Below are 17222 nucleotides of genomic sequence, written 5' to 3'. Positions count from 1 at the left end.
CGGAACGGGCCGGGCAACGCGACCCGGCAGCCGATGACTACGGCGTGCCCATCGCCGCCGTCGCCCGCCACCGCGGCGAACTCCTCGACACACCCGTCTACGACGGCGCCTACGCCCGCGCCGCAGCTCTGGTACACAACCTAGGCCGCTGCCGCTGGCTGGAACGCTCCAACCTCACCGTCGCCTGCGCCGTCGCCGTCATGTATCTCGAGGCCAGCAACATCCCGGTCAACCCCACCCGCGAACAGCTCACCGCACTCGCACACGAGCTCAACAACCCACGCTGCACCGCCACCCGGATCGCCTCCTTCCTGCGCACCTGGAAACCCTGATCGCGAAACAGGAGGTGATCGCCTTCAGTCGAGCGTGCCGACCAGGAGTCGTTCACCCGACGGCCGCCGCCTCAGAGGCCAGACCGGCTACCCGATCCGACAATCGGGCAGCGCTAAGGCCGTCGCCCAGGAGGGGCGGGCGCACAACCGCGGGCACCTGCCGGGTCCAGTTCCCGCTCGGGTGGGTGCTCACCCCGCGCCCGACGTGGCAGGCGCAGCGCCTCCCCTGCTCATGAGCCGAGGTAGGTTCCATTTCTTAGGTATCCGTAAGAGCGCGGTCCCCAGCGACGCTCTAATCCTGGCCTCAGGTTGATCGGGGACAATGAGCGGCAAAAACATCGACCGGAAGGGGGCGGGCCGGCGTGCGGATCATGATCGCGGATGATGACGTGGCCATCCGTGAGGGGCTGGAGCGGGTGCTCCAGGTCGAGGGTTACGACACCAGCACCGTCGCCAACGGTTTCGCCGTGCTCGACGGGGTCGGTGGGGCCGGCGGTGACACGCTGGACCTGCTGCTCCTCGACGTGATGATGCCCCGCCTCGGCGGGTTGGAGACCTGCCGGCGATTACGGGCCGCGGGTCGGGATCTGCCGGTGCTGATGCTGACCGCCCGTGACCAGGTCTCCGACCGGGTCGCGGGGCTGGACGCGGGCGCCGACGACTACCTGCCCAAGCCGTTCGCCACCGAGGAGTTGCTGGCCCGGGTGCGGGCCCTCTTACGCCGGCGCACGCCGACCGACGAGGAGTCGCAGATCCTGTCGTTCGCCGACGTCCGGCTCGATCCCGACAGGTTCGAGGCGTGGCGGGGCGAGCGACCGCTGCACCTGACCCGGACCGAGTTCTCCCTCCTCCAGGTCCTCATGTGCAACGCGACCCGGGTCGTGACCCGCGACGCGCTGTTCGAAGCGATCTGGGGCTTCGGCATGAGCTCCACCGCCAACAACCTCCAGGTGTACGTGAGTTACCTGCGCCGCAAGATGGAGGCCGAGGGCGAGCCGCGATTGATCTACACGCTGCGCGGCCTGGGATACACGTTGCGGGAGACTCCTCCGTGAGCGGGCCCGCCGGCCGGGAACCGCGCCGGCTGACCCGATGGTGGCGCCGGCGATCCCTGCGGACCAGGCTGACGGTGATCGCGGCGACGGCCATCGTGGTCAGCGTGTTCGTGGCCTTCCAGGTGGCCAGCGAGCTGATGGGCTGGGAGCTGCAGAAGACCGCCGAGAGTCAGCTGCGCGCCGACTCCCGTGTCCTGGCGACGAACGCGGAGCGCGCCGGTCTGGCGCAGGTCCAGCTACCGCCGTATCCCGGATCCGGTCGGCTGGTGCGGGTCATCCTGCCCGACGGCTCGGTCCGGACGCCGGCCGGCCAACCCGCTCTGCCCCCGGTCAGCGAGGACGCCGGGCGCGTGGCGCGGGGCGCGTCGGCCGACCTGATGGAGTCGAACGACAGCGACGAGGACGGCTACGTCATCCACACGCTGCGGGCGGGCGACGGCGCGGTCCAGGTGGCCCAGCTCGCCGACGACAGCCCGATCAACCGGTTCGGGTTCGGCATGCTGCTGATCGGGCTGTTCTGCGTGGTCGGGGGCGCCCTTGTCGGGCGGACCGTGGCGCGGACCGGGCTGGCACCGATCGACCGGCTGACCGCCGCCGCGGTACGTGTCGCGCACACCCGGGATCTCGACGCCGACATCCCGGATGAGGGCGGTGGGGAGATCCGGCGGCTGATCCAGTCGATCAACGACATGCTCGCCGCGCTCCGGGACTCCCGGCGGGCCCAGCGGCTGCTCGCCGAGGACGCCGCCCACGAGCTCAAGACCCCGCTCACCAGCCTGCGTCTCAACGTCGAGCTGCTGATCCGGCTCGATCAGCGCGGCACCCTGGACAGCGCACTGCCGGCGGAGAGCCGGACCCGGCTGCTCAACGATCTCGGCGCCCAGGTGGCCGAGTTGAGCACCCTTGCCGCCGAGCTGACCGACTTGGCGCGCGGTGACGTCAGCGACGAGAGCACCGAGCTGCTCGACCTCGCCGACGTGGTGGTGGCCGCCGCGACCCGGGCGCGTTCCCGCGTGCCCGACATCGAGGTCGCGCTCGACGTGACCTCTGTGTGGGTGAGCGGGCGTCCCGCTGCGCTCGAGCGGGCGGTGCTCAACCTCATCGACAACGCCGTCAAGTGGTCCCCCGCGGACCAGCCGGTCCAGGTCCGGCTCCGTGCCGAGGGCCCGTCGGCGGTGCTCGAGGTCGACGACGCCGGGCCGGGCATCGACGCCGCCGACGTACCGCGGGTGTTCGACCGGTTCTACCGTGCCGACAGCGCCCGGGCGTTGCCGGGATCCGGTCTGGGGCTGTCGATCGTGCAGCGGGTCGTCGACGCCCACGGCGGCCGGGCCACCGTCGCCCGCTCCGCACGCGGTGGCGCGCTGCTTCGGGTCGACCTTCCGGCCGCGGCCCCGCCAGCCCCGATCGCGCGGCTCACCGCCGGGGATGACACCGCGGTGCGCTGACCCCAGCCCCGGCGGCGCGGCACAGGACCAAAGGACGGCGGCCCTCGGGCATGGCCCCGCGCGGCCCACCGTCGGGGCAGGACACCACGGTGCGCCGACCCCAGCCCCGGCCGCACGGCGCAGGACAAGCGGTCGACCACGGGGCAGGACACCGGAATACACCGACCCCAGCCCCGGCGCGTGGCGCAGGACCAAAGGACGGCGACCGTCGGGTCCATGAAAAAAATCCGGGACGGGCCTGGGGCCCCGTCCCGGATCTCGTCCGTGCCGCCGCGCTCACCGTTGCAGCGCGGGCTCCTCGTCGTCGGCGAGCGGCTGTTGACCGTCCGGCAGCTCCGCCGCTGGACCGGACAGCCGGCTCGGCCACCACATCCGCTTGCCGATCAGCAAGGTGAGGGCGGGCACCAGGACCGACCGCACCAGCAGGGCGTCGAGCAGCACGCCGAAGGCGACCAGGAACCCGACCTCGATCAGCATCACCAGCGGAAGTGTGGCGAGGACCGCGAACGTGGCCGCCAGGACCAGGCCTGCCGAGGTGATGACGCCACCGGTGGCCGAGAGGGCCTTGAGCATCCCCTCTCTGGTGCCGAGACGCACGGTCTCCTCCCGGGCCCGGCTGGCCAGGAAGATGTTGTAGTCGACGCCGAGCGCCACCAGGAACAGGAATGCCAGCAGCGGCACCGAATAGTCGATGCCCTTGAACCCGAGGATCGTGTCGAAGACGAACACGCTGCCGCCGAAGGCTGCGGCGAATGAGACGATCACGGTGGCCATCAGGACCAGCGGGGCCAGGATCGCGCGCAGCAGCAGCCCGAGGACGATCAGCACGACGATGAGCACCAGCGGGATCACCAGCTTCTCGTCGCGCTTGGTGGTCACCTCGGTGTCGAGGTTCTCCGCACTCGGCCCGCCGACGATCGCCTCCGCCCCGCTCACCGCGTGCACGGCGGTGCGCACCCGCTTGATCGTGTCGTACTCCGCGACGGTGTCCGGCGCGTCCTTCGGGAACACGGAGATGTTGGCCCAGCCACCGCTGGTCTGCTCCGGGATGGCCAGGGCCACACCGCGAGTTTCCTTGACGATGTCGAGCACCCGTTCCTGGTGCGCCGGCCGTGTGAAGATCGTCATCGGCTGGCCGCCGAGCTCCGGGAAGTGCTGGCGGAGAACGGTGAAGCCGGTGACCGACTCCGGCGCGGACAGGAACTGGTCCTGCTCCCGCAGGGCGCCGGTGTTGCCCGCCAGCCCGAGGGCGAGCACGCCGAGGACTCCGAGCGAGCCGAGCGTCGCCACCCACCGGCGGCGGCTGATGGCGGTGCCGAGCCGTCCCCACAGCCCCGGCTTCTCCTCCACGGCCGTGCTGAACCGCGGGACGGCCGGCCAGAAGATCCGCCTGCCGAGCACCACGAGCACCGCCGGGAACAGCGTCAGCATGGCCACCAGCGCACACAGGATGCCGGCCGCACCGATCGGGCCCAGCCCGCTGGTGCTGTTCAGGTCCGCGACGAGCAGGCAGAGCAGGCCGGCGACCACGGTGGCCGCGGACGCGACGATGGCCGGCGCCGCGCCGCGTAGCGCGTGGACCATCGCGACCCGGACGTTCTCATGGTGGTGCAGTGCCTCCCGGTATCGAGCGATGAGCAACAGTGCGTAGTCCGTGCCGACGCCGAATACCAGGATCGTCAGCAGCGCCGAGTTCTGGTCGTTGACCACGATGCCGAAGCCCTTGACGAGCAGGTAGACGGTCCCCATCGAGGTCAGTGCGGCCGCGCCGACGGCCACCAGCGGGATGATCCACAACACCGGGCTGCGGTAGGTGAGGATGAGCAGGAGCGTGACGACGATGATGGTGGTGAGGAGGACCTGCACGTCGATGCCGTCGAAGACGGCATCCATGTCGCCGTCGATCGCGCCCGGGCCGGTCACGTCGAGTTCCAGGCCGGAGGGGCGGTCCTTCGCGGCGTCACGCAACGGGCCGACGATGTCCTCCGGTGCGCCGTAGGCCGTGCTCACCTCGAGGGTGAACATCATCGCCTTGCGGTCGCTGGAGGGGCTCGTCGGTGAGCCCTCGTCGTCCTCGCCGGCCGCCTCCTTCGTCTTCGGCGGGTACTGCTTGGCAAGGGTGTCGTAGTGGCGCTCGACCGTCGCGCGGTCGGCGTCGGTCATGCCGCCGGCGCGGTGGTACACGAAGACGAACGTGTTGTTGTCACCGCCGGGGAGACTGTCGTCCAGCACCGCCACCTTGGTGGACTCGGCACCGGCCGGCAGGGTGTCTACGGCGCTGTCGGTGGTGACCGAGCTCAACTTTCCGCTCAGCGGCACCATGCCCGCCGCCAGCACCAGCCACAAGCCGATCACCAACCACGGCACCCACCGGCCTGCCAACCGACCGGCCGGCGCTTTCCCGGACGGCGCTGCGTTGACTGCCATCACTAGCCTCCTACATACGAGTTGCATCGCTTATCTGGATGCCTACTTCGTACCGAGCGAACCTTGGACGACTGTTAATGCGGTGCTCAGGCCGGTTGGCCGAACCATGCGCCCAGCGCACGCACCGGCGTGGTGGCGTCGAGGTCCTGCCCGGTGGGCAAGGCCCAGGCGACACAGCCGTCGGGCCGGATCAGCAACGCGTCGACGTCCACCCGGTCCGTGCGGGCGATGACGGAGTTGACCCGTCCGGTCCACGCGGCCGCGGCGTCGCGGACCTCCACGCGGTCGACGAGGTCGATCAGGAGACCACGACCCTCACGCAGCAGGTCCGCCGACCGGGTCACCGCGGTCACGACGTCGGGGTCAGGCTGCTCCAGCGTCAACTTCATGTCCGGGCACAGCGTGCCGACGAGCCGGTGGTCGTCGCCCAGGTCGTACCGGACGTCCATGCCTGCGACGTACCGGTGGGCGTCGTAGAGGTCCATCAGGTCGGAGACCATCTCTCACAGCGCCCTCGTCTGCGGGTCGGGTCGCATAAGGGCGATCTGAGCCCGGGTGTTCTGCAGTTGGGCGATGACCGCGGTGATACTGCGTAGGCTGACCGGGGCGACCACACCGGCCTGGCGCACCGCATGATCGGCGGGGAGCCGACGCTCGGCGCGGTGCTGGCGCGGTGCTGGCGCGGTGCTGGCGCGGTGCTGGCGCGGTGCTGGCGCGGCTGGAGGAGCGGGAACGCGAGATCACCGCACAGGCCGAGACGATGCGGGAACAGGTCGCGCAGCTGACCGCACAGCTCGACGAACTCGGCCGGGCCGCCGAGGAAGTCCGGATCACCCGCAAGACACTGCTGGGGCTGCCCGACCCCGGGCCGCCCCTGCCGCCGGCACCGAAGCTGCCGGATCATCCGGCCTACCAGCAGATCATGGCGGTGTTCACCGCGGCCGACCACCCGCTGCGGGCCCGGCAGGTGTGCGAGGCCATGGACCTGGCGGTCGCGCCCAACAACATCAACACCGTCCGCCTCAAGCTCAAGCGGCTGGCCGGCCGCGGGATCCTGACCGAGACCGAGCCAGGCTTGTTCACCCAGCCTCGGCCGTAGCCGACCGACGTCGCCACGGCCTGCCCGCTCGTCCCGCACGAAACGAAGAATCGGGCATCAGGTCTCATACCGCCCTCTGAGGGGGCGTCCGCCCCAGCGGATGCCCTTCTCGCTTCGGATGCGGGCGCGTTCCTTGCGTTCGGCTGCCAGGACGTCGCGGTGGCGAGCGTTGGCGCTGCGCCAGCGCAGATAGGCGTGCAGGGCCCGGGTCTGCACCGTGTGGTTGGGGTGGTGAGAGTTGGCGACGGTGAACTGCCTCAGCGGTCCGAAGTGCGCCTCGATCGGGTTCGCCCAGGACGCGTAGGCCGGGGTGAAGCACAGTCCGACCTCGTGCTTCTGTGCCCAGCGGCGGATGTCGATCTGCTCGATGACCCATGCTGGTGTCGCGTTCGGACTCCGGTGAGGGCTCGACGGCCGCTCTTGCAATCCCGCATCACCATGTAGCCGCCAGCGATTGACCCACTTGCTCGCGCTGCGCGGGAGACGCCCATCTCAGCGGCGACGTGGGCGATGGGACGTGTCTGGCACCGCTTCACGAGCCGCCTACGGCCCTCGACGCTCAGGGGCGCATTCGCGTGGGGCACTCGTCATCCTCTCGAAGTCAGACGACGGCAGGCGCGACACTCATCGGGTGCGCCTGCCGCATTGTGGCCTTTCAGTCCTGCGGTGCGACGCGGATACGGTTCCCGTCAGGATCGGCTGCGAGGAAGGTCAGCCCGAACCCCGCATCATGAGGCTCGTGCAGGATCGTGACGCCCTTGGACTGCCACTGCTTGAAGATCGCATTGAGCTCGTCGGGCCCACCGTCGATGGCCAGGCAAACCTCACTGGTACGCGGGACGTCCAGTGACAGATCCTCGAACTGGCCAGACCACAGAGCGAGGTCAGCGCCTGGCCCGAGGTCGAAGGTGATGTATCCCGGAGTCTCGAACGAGGGGCTCATGTCGAGGAGGTCGCCGTAGAAACGAGCTGCGGCGGGAGCGTCGTTCACATAGACGATGGACACGACGGATGTGGTCATGGTTGTCCTTCTCACAGGTGGTTGGTACGCATCCACCAGCCTGACCGGGATATGCGCCGTATCGTGTCGCAATTCCTGAAAAACTTGGTGTGTGACGCCAGACCGCTTCTTCTCCCTGATGCTGCTCCTCGAATCGAGGGATGCCGTGACCACACAGGAACTTGCCTCGGCGCTCGGGGTGTCCCTTCGAACCATTACCCGGGACCTGAACTGGCTTCGCGACGCCGGTCTGCCGGTGACCGCACAAAGGGGCCGCCTCGGAGGCGTGACCATGCTGCCCGGGTCCGGGCTCGACCTCACGCGGCTCACGCCTGGCGAGCGTGATCATCTGTCGCTCACCGGGCTGGATGAGAAGCAACGTGCGGAGCTCAACGCATCGGTCGAAAGCCGGCGCGCGCTCTCCAAGATCGTCGCTCCACAGTCATGTCGAGTTCATGAGCTCCTGCCGCTCACCGACGTAGTGCACGTGGACAGCCGTCCCTGGCTCCAGACGCGAGCTTCCGGCACGACTCCGGCTTCGCTGATCGGCTCAGTGCGGCGAGGTCGCCAGCTACGGATCGAGTACGACAGCCCACGCGAGTCATGCCCACGCGACCTGGTCGTGGATCCCTACGGGCTGTTCGCCAAGGCCGGCATCTGGTATCTCGTCGCCGACTGTGCTCGAGTGCCACGGATGTACCGACTCGAACGGATCACGGCGTGGAAAGAAGTCGACCAGCCAAGACGGATCCGCGAGAAACAGACCCTGGCCACCGTCGCTGCAGCGCTCGTTGATCAGTGGGAACACAACCATGCGATAGAGGTCAGCGCCACCATCGACCAAACCCAGATCGAGCGAGCGCGACGGATCTTTGGCCAACGACTCGTCTGGGACGACCATGAGGAATCCGCCACCGGCCACAAGGTGACGATCCGCTTCCTGCATCTGGAGGACGTGCGAGCACTACTGCCGTTCGGGAGCACCATCACTGTGCACGGCCCCACCGAAGCCAGGGCTCACCTCCGTGACCTCGCCACCAACCTTGCCCACCACTATGCGCCGTCACCAACGTCCTGACCCGCAACAACTAGGCTCCGCCGCACGGCCGCGTGCGGCTTCGGCCGTGCGAACCTCCCGCTCAGTGGGCACGGTGTGCTCCTGCGCCTCCTGGCGGAGTCCGACGTGGGCGAGCGCTAGGTGGTGCAGCAGCCGCTCGGAGGATCACGACGGCGTACCGGCTTCTTTCGCCCCGGCCACCTGGTGATCTGACCCAGGAGTGCAGGCGTTCGGCTCAGCCGCTGATTCAGTTCGGATACCTCTTGCGTGGTTGAAATCCGGAGTGCGACTGCGGCAGCGCCCGACGCGACGGCGGCGATTGCGACGGCCACCAGACGGGGGCCGGTGAGGGCGAGCAGCTGCCCGCCCATGGCTGCACCGGAGGCGGAGCCGACGTTGAATCCGGAGCCCAACCAGGCGTTTGCCTCGGTTTGGCGCGATGCCTCGATGCGCTCGTCAACCAGGAGATAGGCGACGACGAAGATCGGGGTCATAGGCAGACCTGCGCAGAAAGCGACGAGCACGATGAGCGGTGACTGTGCGGCTGCAGCCAGAAGAAGGGCTCCGACTACCAGTTCGGCCGTGACGATCACGTAGCGGATGCGCAGCGTTGCTACCCAGGTCTTGCGACCGTAGGCCAGGCCGCCCACCACACCGCCCACCGAGAAGGCCGCGAACGCGTATCCGGAGGAGGAGAGGCCGCCGAAGTGGGAAGACGCTGCCGAAATAATGACCTCAAGACCGCCGGCGAACAGGCCGAGAGCGAGGACGGGCACGATGATGCCGCGCCCATTGCGCGTTCGGAGTATGGACCGCTGTCGCCGCACGGTGGTTTGAGCAGCATCCTCCTTGGCCTGGTCGGCGGGGACGGAGCGCACTACCGCGGACAGGCCAAGGGCCGCGGGCAGCAAAAGCATTGCGCCGACGATGAGGGTGAGGCGGGTGTCGGAGAGTGTCATGCCGGCCGACACAAGCAGCGGCGTCGCGACGAAGGTCAGCTCCTCGACGGTGGAATCCACGGTGTGGATGCGCTGCAGATGGTCCTTGTCCGGCATTAGCCGAGACCATACGGACCGCAGAGTGGGTGTGAGAGGCGGGAAGAGGCATCCTGCTGCTGCGGTGACCGCGATCGCCGTCTGCCAGGGTGCGTATCCAATCACCGCAGCTGCCGCGGTGAACAGGACGAGGCATGCCACGCCCATAAGAGGCAGCGCGGCTGGGCAGCGCCGCGAGGCCCCGCGAGCACGCGCTGGGCCGGGGAGCGCGATGGCCAGCATGAGGGCGCCGGAAGCCAAGCCGGCGATGCCGATGCCATAGTGCTCGGTGAAAGCCATGAGGACGGAGAACGGCACGACGCCAGCGGGTATCCGGCTGAGGATGCCAAGTCCAAGGACACTTTTGGCCCGGGGCACGGAGAGGGTCGTGCGGTAACTGAGGGGTGTTTCGCTCACGAAGATGCTCCTGCTGTCGGTGCGCTGGGGGTGAGGGTGGGTGTCTCGTTGGCCCCAGCTGCCAGGACTTGGCCCCAGCTGCCAGGACGGGCATCCCGAAGTAGCCGCATTCTCGTTGCGCTGCCGGTTTGTATGCCTCCAGCAGGTACTCGACGCCGAACAGGCGGCGCATCCGCGGCCGGTACCACAGCAGTGAATCGAACGGGGACAGCGGCGTGCACGCGTCCTCGTCCAACAGCGGGCAGTCAAGAGCTCGTTCGGTGATCCACGCGGGCTCCATCCAGCCCTCGACGCGCGCGGGCTGAAGACCTGGGAGGGATTCAAGGTGCCGGGCGACGCTACGGGCGGGAAGGCGGAAGTAGTCAGCCACGTCGTCGGTCGTGGCGATGCCGAGTGCTTCAATGGCCAGGGCGGTGAGCCCGCTGAGGCACTCGGTAGCGTCCGGGTCGGCCTTGCGCAGGTGCGGGGGGATCACGGTTGTGGTCATCTGGTAGACGCGCTGCCAGCCCCTCCGGTGGACGCAGGCGACCTCTCCGGTGGCCAGCAGCCATTCCAGGGCCCACTTGTTGGCTGACGATCTTTCCCAGCCGCTTTCCCTGAGCTCCGCCGACATCGCTGACGGAGACGGCGCCGCGCTCGTCCAGCACGGACAGGACCTGGTCACAAGCCGCGGGGTCGACATCCGGGCCACTCCAGCCCTTGACGGCATAGCGGCGGCGCCGGGCGCTGAAGAGCGGCCAGTGTTCCACTGGGACGAGCGAGGCGGCATGCGCCCAGTACTCGAACAGCACGGGTGAGTCGGCCTCGGAGATCAGGTCCTGGGCGTCCTTGAGCGGGACTCCCCTCGCGAGCTGAACGAGTTCGTGAGAACGGCGGACGACGCTAATGGTGTCGAGCTGGATACAAACGACAGGCACGCGCGCCACGCACGTTGCAGCAGACCCTGTTTCCCCGCGATGCCGCTCATAACGACGTTGTGTGCGATCGGTGCAAGCGCCTGCTTCCAACGGTCCAGGAGCTCGGAGTAGGCCCTCGGCAGAAACAGCTGCCGGCCGGAGCAGGTAATCACCGGCGCGGCGCTCTCGCTCGCCGCTGAAGCGGCATCAACCTCACGCGACGGTCGTACCTGGCTTCAGTGGTCGTGTCCGTATGGGCAGGCTGCGGAGTCCGCGTTTGTGGAAGGAGGGCCACCAAGCCAGTTCCTCGAGGGGTAAGCCGAGTTCCAGGGCGGGGAAATGCTCTAGGAGAGAGCCGATGGCGATTTCTGCCTCCAGTCGTGCAAGCGGCGCGCCGAGGCAGTAGTGAATGCCGTGGCCGAACGCCAGGTGAGTGGAGGGGCGGCCTGGGGTGAAGGAGTCGGGCGAGGGAAACTCGCGGTCGTCCCTGTTCGCCGAGGCGATGGAGATCCACACGCGGCCGCCGGCCGGGATGACGGTGTCGCCGATGGTGATGTCCTCAAGGGCGAATCGGCGCACGGCTAGCGGGAAGGGTGGGTTCCAGCGCAGGGTCTCTTCGATCACCGCTTGGACCGGCAGGGAGCGTTGCCGGACCTGGTGCATGAGCTGCGGGTGCAGGAGCAGGCCGAGGGTTGCGTTGCCGATGAGGTGGACTGCGTTGTCGTAGCCGGCGAACAGGGTGAGGAAGGCGAGGGAGAGCAGTTCCTGCTCGGTGAGAGTGTCGCGGTCGTCGCGAGCTTGGGTGAGGGCCGAGAGCAGGTCGTCGGCCGGGTGGCTGCGCTTGTCCTGGATGACACCGGTCAGGAATTGGTGCATCTGGCGCATCGCTGTGCGCGAGTCTCCTGCTGAGGCGGGTGCGGGGGAGAGCAGGGTGTCGGTCCAGGCCCTGAAGTCGTGCTGGTTGTCCTCGGGAATGCCGAGCAGCTCGCAGATGACGCCCATGGGGAGCGGGACGGCCAGCGCTTGCATGAGGTCCATGCTTGGGCCCGCCTGGGTGGTGAGGAGGGCGTCTGTCATGGCCTGGATCCGGGTGCGGAAGGCTGCGATGCGCCGTGGCGTGAAGGCTCTGGAGATGAGGAGGCGCAGACGCGTGTGGTCGGGTGGGTCCATGTTGAGCAGATGGGCGTCGAGCTCGGGTGGCATGGACGACTGATAGGTACCACTGGTTTTCGCGTTTGCCTTATCCAGCGACAGGCGGCCCTCCGCCAGCAAGGCCCGGGCCTCACGGTAGCGGGTGATCACCCAGAGTGGCTCACCATCTGGAGTGGTGGTGCGGTGCACCGCAGCGCTATCGCGCAGGCGTGCGTAGGCGGCAGTGGGGCTTTCTATGAGGCTGTGATCGAAAAGAGTCATGGCCCCAGTCTGCTCGGGCCGAGTCGGCGATGTGCCGTGCGGCCGCGCGCCTCTACCGAGCCGCAGCGTGTGCGCCCGCCGCCGAGTCCAGGAGCTCGCCGGGGCGGTGGCCTGATGTCCCAGGACCAGCAGCCCACCGGGACGGGCGTTTCGTCGACATGGCACGCGACTGGCCCTCTCGCGGACTGGGCCCCGCGGAGCACCACGCACGCAGCAGCCTGCAAGGCGTCCCGGGTCAGGATGTCTGCGCCCCTGCCGGCGAGGGGGCCAGGGAGTCGGCCGGGCACGGGTTGTTGTGGACGCGGTGGGCAATGTGGCACAGGGGCCGGCGGGCGGTCACCTGCGGGTTGGGCAGGTCGGCCAGCTCCGGGAGACACAAGGCCGGAAGGCAGGCGAGCACAGCACCAGATCCTTGCTGATAACGCTTTGCGGCAGTCGGCGTTACTCCTGCTTGGGCCGCCCGGGCCCTGTGCGGGCGGTCAGGCGCCGCGGCGGGTTTGTGATCGAATAACCGGCTATCGACCTGGACGTGGCCTTCGGTACGCGTCACCGTGTACGAGGCGGGGGCCGGCGGGCGGCGGGGTGCGGTGGTGGCGCACGGCCGGTTCTGCCTGTTCGAGCGCGGCCGGGGTCTTCCTGGCGTGCGGCAGGAGGACCCTGGCCGTCCAAGCTCAGCCGAGCCGCGAGAGGTGCGCACAGCAGCACGACCTCGAGGTTCTTCTCCAGGCTCATGATCCGCTTGGAGACGGCCTGCTGGCTGATCCTGAGTTCGTCGGCCGCGGCCTGGAACTGTCCGGCCTCAGCGGCGGCCACGAAGGTGCGCAGCGCTTCGATGTCCACACCACACCCTGCGGACACAACTAGCGGTTGTGGTTCGTTGCGTTGGGGGTTGTTTGATTGGGCCTTCGCCGGAGTGCTGGGATCAGCGCATGTCTACACGCACAGAGCAGGTCATGTACGTCCGCACGACCGAGTTCGCGCGCTATGCCGAGCGGATCGCGCAGGTCACCGACGCGACCTCCCGGCTGAACGTGCTGCCGTTCAGCGATGCGGAGGGTCGTGCTGAACTACTGGCGGTTGTGTTCGGCGGTTCGCTGCCGGAGTCGGTGACGATCTACCCGCCCTTCTTCACGGAGTACGGCCTGGGCACGAAGTTCGGGAAGAACGTCTTCGTGAACCAGGGCTGCACCTTCATGGACAACGGCGGCATCAGCATCGGCGACAATGTCATGATCGCCCCGAAGGTCAACCTCATCACCGGCGGGCACCCGCTGCCCCTGGCCGAGCGGCGCGAGTACGTCACCAGCGCCCCAATCGTGATCGAGGAAGACGTCTGGATCGGCGCGGCCGCTGTGGTCACGCAGGGTGTGACCATCGGCGCCGGTGCGGTCGTGGCCGCCGGTGCGGTCGTCACTGGTGAGGTGCCGTCCCGCACCCTGGTCGCGGGCGTGCCCGCCCGGGTGGTCAAGAGCATCGACTGACCGACCTCACCGCGGCCGGTGACCCGGTGCGAGCACCGCTCTTGCCTTCCCCGGCCGGAGGACTGATCGAGCGGTCTGAACTCCTCAGCTGGCTGCGGCGGGGTGGGGTTCGTAGAAGGTTCGGTCGCGGAGCATCGCGAAGAGGACGTCGCCCGCCGGCGGGCGAGGCAGAGCACGGCCTGGGTATGTCCTTGCAGCAGGCGGCGTCAGACGACCCTGCGGACACCTTTAGGACGGCTCCCCGGAGGTGCGCCGCTGCCGGATCGCCTCCCGGACCCGGTCCGGCGAGCTGTGGATGCTCAACAGTTCCTCCGTGGGCAGGATCGAGGCCTCGCACCCGTCCCTGTGGGCGAAGCGGGCGGGGGACTTCCTGCGGAGCACTCCGTGGGTGCTCGCCTCGTGGAAGATGCCGTCACAGAGGGGACAGTAGGTGTAGTAGTGCTGCGAGGGCGTCTCACCACCTCCACCGCACCCGCAACTGGCTGAATCATCGGCACCGCTCATGTCGTGCACATCCCTTCCTTGTCTCGGCAGACGGGCTGCTTGCAGGTGTGGCTAGGGGGATCCGGATCTCTGGCTGTGCCAGATCCGGGCCGTCGAGATCCCTTCCGTGCCGGCGGAGACCGCGGCGACACCGGACGCCCCCCAGCGGAAGAACGTCTGCCAGAACGTGGCGCCCTCGGGGGGCGCGAGGGCCAGGAAGGCACCCAGGCCCAGGGTGACGACGCCCAGGTTGTAGGCGTTGGTCGCGCCCCGGACGGACGTACGCCACTTCTCGAACCCGGCGTGCTGATGCTGTCTCAGGACCGCGTCGGGCGGCCGGTTCACGGTCCCGAACCAGTCGTCGATGTCGGCGGCGTTGAACAGATGCGCCCGCGCGTTGAAGCTGCGTTGGATCGAGAACACGAACAGCGTGACGCAGACGGTCAACGCGAAGGCCGCCGCGTCCGGCCAGCGCAGTTTGTCGCCGTCCGCGAGGATGACGCCGATCGCGGTGATCGCGGCGGCGGCCAGCAGGGGAGCCGCGACGAAATGGATGGATTCCGATGCCGCGATGTAGCCGATCCGCTTCGGGACCGCCCACCTCTCTTCGCCCGGGTCCCGGCCGGAAGGTGAGGACAAGACCTTGCTCCTTTCAAGGCCCCGTGCGCCTCGGCCAGTCGGAGGTCTGCGCCACCGCGGCGGCGACCAGGCGAGCGTCCCGCCGGCGCATGCCCGGGTGGTAAGGGACGCAGACGTTGCTGCGCAGCAGCCCTGTCAGTTCCGGGCCGTCAGGCCGGGGCACATCCGAGAACGCGGGGTGAGAGGTCCACGGGAAGGCGAACATTACATTTGTGTGGATGCGGCGCAGGCTCAGGTTCTTGCGCAGCAGGGCCGCCTCGCCCGCCGAACGGGCGCGGATCGTGAAGCGCCCCCACGTGTCCTGGGGGAAGCGGCCGGGCGGCAGCCAAGGGGCCAGCGACGACGTATACTCCTCGGCCAGCAACCGCAGCCGGTCGCGGGTCCCGTCGCGGTGGACGAATTGTGCCACGGCGGCAGCGGCGGCGAACTCGCTCAGCTCCCGCCCGTGACAGAGGACATCACCTTTCTGCCAGCGGCTCTCCTGACCGCTGTGCGAGCGACGCGCGGCCAGCCCGTCGGCGACACGGCCGTCACGTGTGAGCACCACCCCTCCGCCGGCCGCGCCCATCGGCTTGATGGGGTGGAACGAGAAGACGGCACCGTCGCCCCAGCTACCCGGGCCGCCAGCCGGAGCTGAATCCGGAAGCAGGTACGCGCAGTCCTCCACCACCGTGCAACCGGCCTCACGCAGCCGCGTGATGGACTGCATCGCTGCACTGCCGACCATGCCAGCGTGGTGAACCCACACCACGATCGGTGCCTCGTCCAAGGCCTCCCGCTGCCAGGCCTCGGGAGCCAGGCACAGATGGACGGCGTCGATCTGTGCCGCGACCAGTCGGGCGCCCAGCCGCCGGGCGAGCGCGGGAATGGACGGAAAGCAGTTGGCCGGGACGACGACCGTCCGGCCCCGTCCGACGCCGTAGTGCTCCAGCAGCAGTCCGAGCCCGTCCATGCCGGAGGAGACGGCGACCGCGTGCCGGTCGAACGACTCCCGGAACCGCCTTTCCAATTCCTGTGTCGCCCCGCCGCCCAGCATCTCCCCACGCCGTAGCGCGGTCCGCAGGGCCCTGGTGGAACGCCGTCGGACCTTCCGCGGCACATACGTCCGCCAGACCGGCAACTCCTCGCCCGCGCGCGGCCCGTGCACCGCTTCCCCCAGCCTCACACCCACCAGCATGCCCACGTCGGCCCAAGATCGGCACTACCGAGCGCTCAGGAGTCCGTCGGTGCGTCCGCACCGCCGGGCGCCCGAGCGTCGGTCCACCGCCCCTCGGGTACGACACTGGCAGTTGAGTTCGAACCATCACCCTGCATCATCGGGCGGCGCCCCAACCGTCGCCCAGCCGACCGGCTGGCTGCACGACTTCTGGTCTCCCGTCGCCTCACGCGACGTGCCGCTGTGCTGGCGAGCGGGTAGCTCTCAGGGAGGTCGAAGAAGCAGAAGAACACGCACCCGTCCGCAGCACGTGCACGTGTGACAGCCAAGAAGGTTGGACGTTCCTGCTGGACGCGCTCGATGGTGCCAAGCTGACTTCGCTCCTGGTTGGTGCTGCCACTGGGGGTGAACTGCCGGCCGCAGTCGCCGCGATGTCCCTGCCGCTCGTCGCTCAGGACCGAGACGGACAGCTCGTCGGGACACTGCTCACCGTTCCTTCCGGAACGATCGCCACGATGGCCAGTCGTCTGCCGGGCGACGCACCGTACGACCTCGTGTCGATGCTCAAGTACGTCAAGATCAAAGCGCTTGCGGTGCGCGAGGACGCCCGCGGAGCCGGCATCGGGGCGGCGCTGCTGAAACGCTGCGTACAGATTCACTGGCAACTGGACTACCAACTGCTGTTCGGTGAATTTCGAGACGCACCGCGCACTCGGCCCGTACTACGCACGGCAGGGCTTCAGGGTTCTGGATCCGGAGCAGACGCTCGATGTCGGGACGGTTCTGGCGGGCTTCCCCATGCAGCTGGGATCGAAGCCCGGCGAAGCGCTCTTCTACCGGTGGAGATAGACGCCGCGCCCCGGCACGTCGCCCGCGCCCGGAGGCTGAGCGGTCTGCTGGGCCGTCTCGCCTCCCGGTGTCCGCGCCGTCGTACGGCAGCAGCTCAACGGCCCTCCTGAGCGCTTCCCCGACAGCCTCTGCTCCCGGGCCCGCAAGCCGGAGCTGGTTCGCGCTCGGGGGGCAGGAGCGGAGCCCGCACAGCAGCTCCTGACCAGCCGCCTCCAGGGCAGCGCATATGCCGACCAGTCAACGCTCCTCGCCGATGCGGTCGCCCGCACCGAGGAGCTCCCGAGCGAGTTCGATCTCGGAGCCCTGGTCCGCCGGTTGACCCGCATTGCTTCCAAGCCCTCGCTCCGCCGGATTCGCCAGCCGGATCGAGGGCCTTCTGTGTTCTGTCCAACCGTCGACCAGACATGTCGCATGCTCAGGATGCCCACGCCTGCGG

The 17222-nt window shown here is 68.7% G+C and carries 16 protein-coding genes and 3 pseudogenes; 7 read left to right on the top strand and 12 right to left on the bottom strand.

Features of this window, described 5'->3' with window-relative positions; genetic code table 11:
• The 3 genes from ACFTZL_RS23755 to ACFTZL_RS23745 all read left to right on the top strand — a co-directional run.
• Positions 1–332: fic family toxin-antitoxin system, toxin component (locus tag ACFTZL_RS23755; RefSeq protein ID WP_382586245.1), on the top strand; the 332-nt coding region annotated here is incomplete at its 5' end.
• A gap of 362 nt (positions 333–694) precedes the next feature.
• The gene (locus ACFTZL_RS23750; protein WP_382586242.1) at positions 695–1387 is read left to right on the top strand and encodes a response regulator transcription factor; all 693 of its coding nucleotides are present in this window, start codon (positions 695–697) and stop codon (positions 1385–1387) included.
• On the top strand, positions 1384–2835 hold the full coding sequence (locus tag ACFTZL_RS23745) for an ATP-binding protein (protein ID WP_382586239.1): 1452 nt from the start codon (positions 1384–1386) through the stop codon (positions 2833–2835). The genes ACFTZL_RS23750 and ACFTZL_RS23745 overlap by 4 nt, the downstream gene beginning before the upstream one ends.
• A gap of 276 nt (positions 2836–3111) precedes the next feature.
• Here the strand turns inward: ACFTZL_RS23745 and ACFTZL_RS23740 are convergent, their stop codons facing one another.
• On the bottom strand, positions 3112–5262 hold the full coding sequence (locus ACFTZL_RS23740) for an MMPL family transporter (protein ID WP_382586236.1): 2151 nt from the start codon (positions 5260–5262) through the stop codon (positions 3112–3114).
• 86 nt (positions 5263–5348) lie between these two features.
• Positions 5349–5762, bottom strand: a complete 414-nt coding sequence (locus ACFTZL_RS23735) for a hypothetical protein (protein ID WP_382586233.1) — start codon at positions 5760–5762, stop codon at positions 5349–5351.
• Positions 5763–5968: 206 nt separating this feature from the next.
• Here ACFTZL_RS23735 and ACFTZL_RS23730 point away from each other — a divergent pair, with 206 nt between their 5' ends.
• Complete coding sequence (locus tag ACFTZL_RS23730; RefSeq protein WP_382586230.1) at positions 5969–6361, top strand: hypothetical protein; 393 nt, start codon at positions 5969–5971, stop codon at positions 6359–6361.
• 57 nt (positions 6362–6418) lie between these two features.
• On the opposite strand, the pseudogene ACFTZL_RS23725 reads toward ACFTZL_RS23730, so the two are convergent.
• The 3 genes and pseudogenes from ACFTZL_RS23725 to ACFTZL_RS23715 form a co-directional block, all read right to left on the bottom strand.
• Positions 6419–6721 (bottom strand): annotated as a pseudogene (locus ACFTZL_RS23725) (IS630 family transposase); the annotation flags it as partial.
• Positions 6695–6945: pseudogene (locus tag ACFTZL_RS23720) on the bottom strand (helix-turn-helix domain-containing protein); the annotation flags it as partial. The pseudogenes ACFTZL_RS23725 and ACFTZL_RS23720, both read right to left, overlap by 27 nt.
• 71 nt (positions 6946–7016) lie before the next feature.
• Positions 7017–7382, bottom strand: coding sequence for a VOC family protein (locus ACFTZL_RS23715; protein ID WP_382586228.1), 366 nt, complete (start codon positions 7380–7382; stop codon positions 7017–7019).
• Positions 7383–7473: 91 nt separating this feature from the next.
• On the opposite strand from ACFTZL_RS23715, the gene ACFTZL_RS23710 reads away from it, so the two are divergent.
• Positions 7474–8439, top strand: a complete 966-nt coding sequence (locus ACFTZL_RS23710) for a helix-turn-helix transcriptional regulator (RefSeq protein ID WP_382586225.1) — start codon at positions 7474–7476, stop codon at positions 8437–8439.
• A gap of 116 nt (positions 8440–8555) precedes the next feature.
• Here ACFTZL_RS23710 and ACFTZL_RS23705 read toward each other — a convergent pair whose 3' ends face one another.
• The 4 genes and pseudogenes from ACFTZL_RS23705 to ACFTZL_RS23690 all read right to left on the bottom strand — a co-directional run bounded on the left by ACFTZL_RS23705 (position 8556) and on the right by ACFTZL_RS23690 (position 13018).
• On the bottom strand, positions 8556–9869 hold the full coding sequence (locus tag ACFTZL_RS23705) for an MFS transporter (RefSeq protein WP_382586222.1): 1314 nt from the start codon (positions 9867–9869) through the stop codon (positions 8556–8558).
• 85 nt (positions 9870–9954) lie between these two features.
• Positions 9955–10482, bottom strand: a pseudogene (locus tag ACFTZL_RS23700) (DNA glycosylase AlkZ-like family protein); the annotation flags it as partial.
• Positions 10483–10978: 496 nt separating this feature from the next.
• Complete coding sequence (locus tag ACFTZL_RS23695) at positions 10979–12178, bottom strand: cytochrome P450 (RefSeq protein WP_382586219.1); 1200 nt, start codon at positions 12176–12178, stop codon at positions 10979–10981.
• Positions 12179–12724: 546 nt separating this feature from the next.
• Positions 12725–13018 carry a LysR family transcriptional regulator gene (locus tag ACFTZL_RS23690; protein ID WP_382586216.1) on the bottom strand — a complete coding sequence of 98 codons (294 nt, stop codon included), beginning with the start codon at positions 13016–13018 and terminating at the stop codon, positions 12725–12727.
• Positions 13019–13131: 113 nt separating this feature from the next.
• Between ACFTZL_RS23690 and ACFTZL_RS23685 the strand changes: the two genes are divergently transcribed.
• Positions 13132–13659 carry a DapH/DapD/GlmU-related protein gene (locus tag ACFTZL_RS23685; protein ID WP_382586248.1) on the top strand — a complete coding sequence of 176 codons (528 nt, stop codon included), beginning with the start codon at positions 13132–13134 and terminating at the stop codon, positions 13657–13659.
• A gap of 228 nt (positions 13660–13887) precedes the next feature.
• On the opposite strand, the gene ACFTZL_RS23680 is transcribed toward ACFTZL_RS23685, so the two are convergent.
• From ACFTZL_RS23680 to ACFTZL_RS23670, 3 genes are read right to left on the bottom strand one after another with little or no spacing between them, the layout of a single operon-like run.
• Positions 13888–14163, bottom strand: a complete 276-nt coding sequence (locus ACFTZL_RS23680) for a hypothetical protein (RefSeq protein WP_382586213.1) — start codon at positions 14161–14163, stop codon at positions 13888–13890.
• 51 nt (positions 14164–14214) lie between these two features.
• Positions 14215–14781 (bottom strand): hypothetical protein, encoded by a 567-nt coding sequence (locus tag ACFTZL_RS23675; RefSeq protein ID WP_382586210.1) that lies wholly within the window; start codon positions 14779–14781, stop codon positions 14215–14217.
• Positions 14782–14794: 13 nt separating this feature from the next.
• Complete coding sequence (locus tag ACFTZL_RS23670; protein ID WP_382586207.1) at positions 14795–15946, bottom strand: DegT/DnrJ/EryC1/StrS family aminotransferase; 1152 nt, start codon at positions 15944–15946, stop codon at positions 14795–14797.
• Between the two features lie 422 nt (positions 15947–16368).
• Here ACFTZL_RS23670 and ACFTZL_RS23665 point away from each other — a divergent pair, with 422 nt between their 5' ends.
• Positions 16369–16896, top strand: coding sequence for a GNAT family N-acetyltransferase (locus ACFTZL_RS23665; RefSeq protein ID WP_382586204.1), 528 nt, complete (start codon positions 16369–16371; stop codon positions 16894–16896).
• Positions 16897–17222: the final 326 nt, after the last annotated feature.

Origin of the sequence: Streptomyces sp. NPDC056948, assembly GCF_042674225.1 — a bacterium.
In the GTDB taxonomy this organism is placed as follows: domain Bacteria; phylum Actinomycetota; class Actinomycetes; order Streptomycetales; family Streptomycetaceae; genus Streptomyces; species Streptomyces purpurascens.
This window is presented reverse-complemented; position numbering and strand designations above follow the sequence as displayed.

Bases quoted from the DNA above. Each gene is read 5' to 3' on its own strand.
- ACFTZL_RS23740 (WP_382586236.1), bottom strand. From the start codon at position 5,262: ATGGCAGTCAACGCAGCGCCGTCCGGGAAAGCGCCGGCCGGTCGGTTG.
- ACFTZL_RS23735 (WP_382586233.1), bottom strand. From the start codon at position 5,762: ATGGTCTCCGACCTGATGGACCTCTACGACGCCCACCGGTACGTCGCA.
- ACFTZL_RS23715 (WP_382586228.1), bottom strand. From the start codon at position 7,382: ATGACCACATCCGTCGTGTCCATCGTCTATGTGAACGACGCTCCCGCC.
- ACFTZL_RS23695 (WP_382586219.1), bottom strand. From the start codon at position 12,178: ATGACTCTTTTCGATCACAGCCTCATAGAAAGCCCCACTGCCGCCTAC.
- ACFTZL_RS23685 (WP_382586248.1), top strand. From the start codon at position 13,132: ATGTACGTCCGCACGACCGAGTTCGCGCGCTATGCCGAGCGGATCGCG.
- ACFTZL_RS23680 (WP_382586213.1), bottom strand. From the start codon at position 14,163: ATGAGCGGTGCCGATGATTCAGCCAGTTGCGGGTGCGGTGGAGGTGGT.
- ACFTZL_RS23665 (WP_382586204.1), top strand. From the start codon at position 16,369: ATGTCCCTGCCGCTCGTCGCTCAGGACCGAGACGGACAGCTCGTCGGG.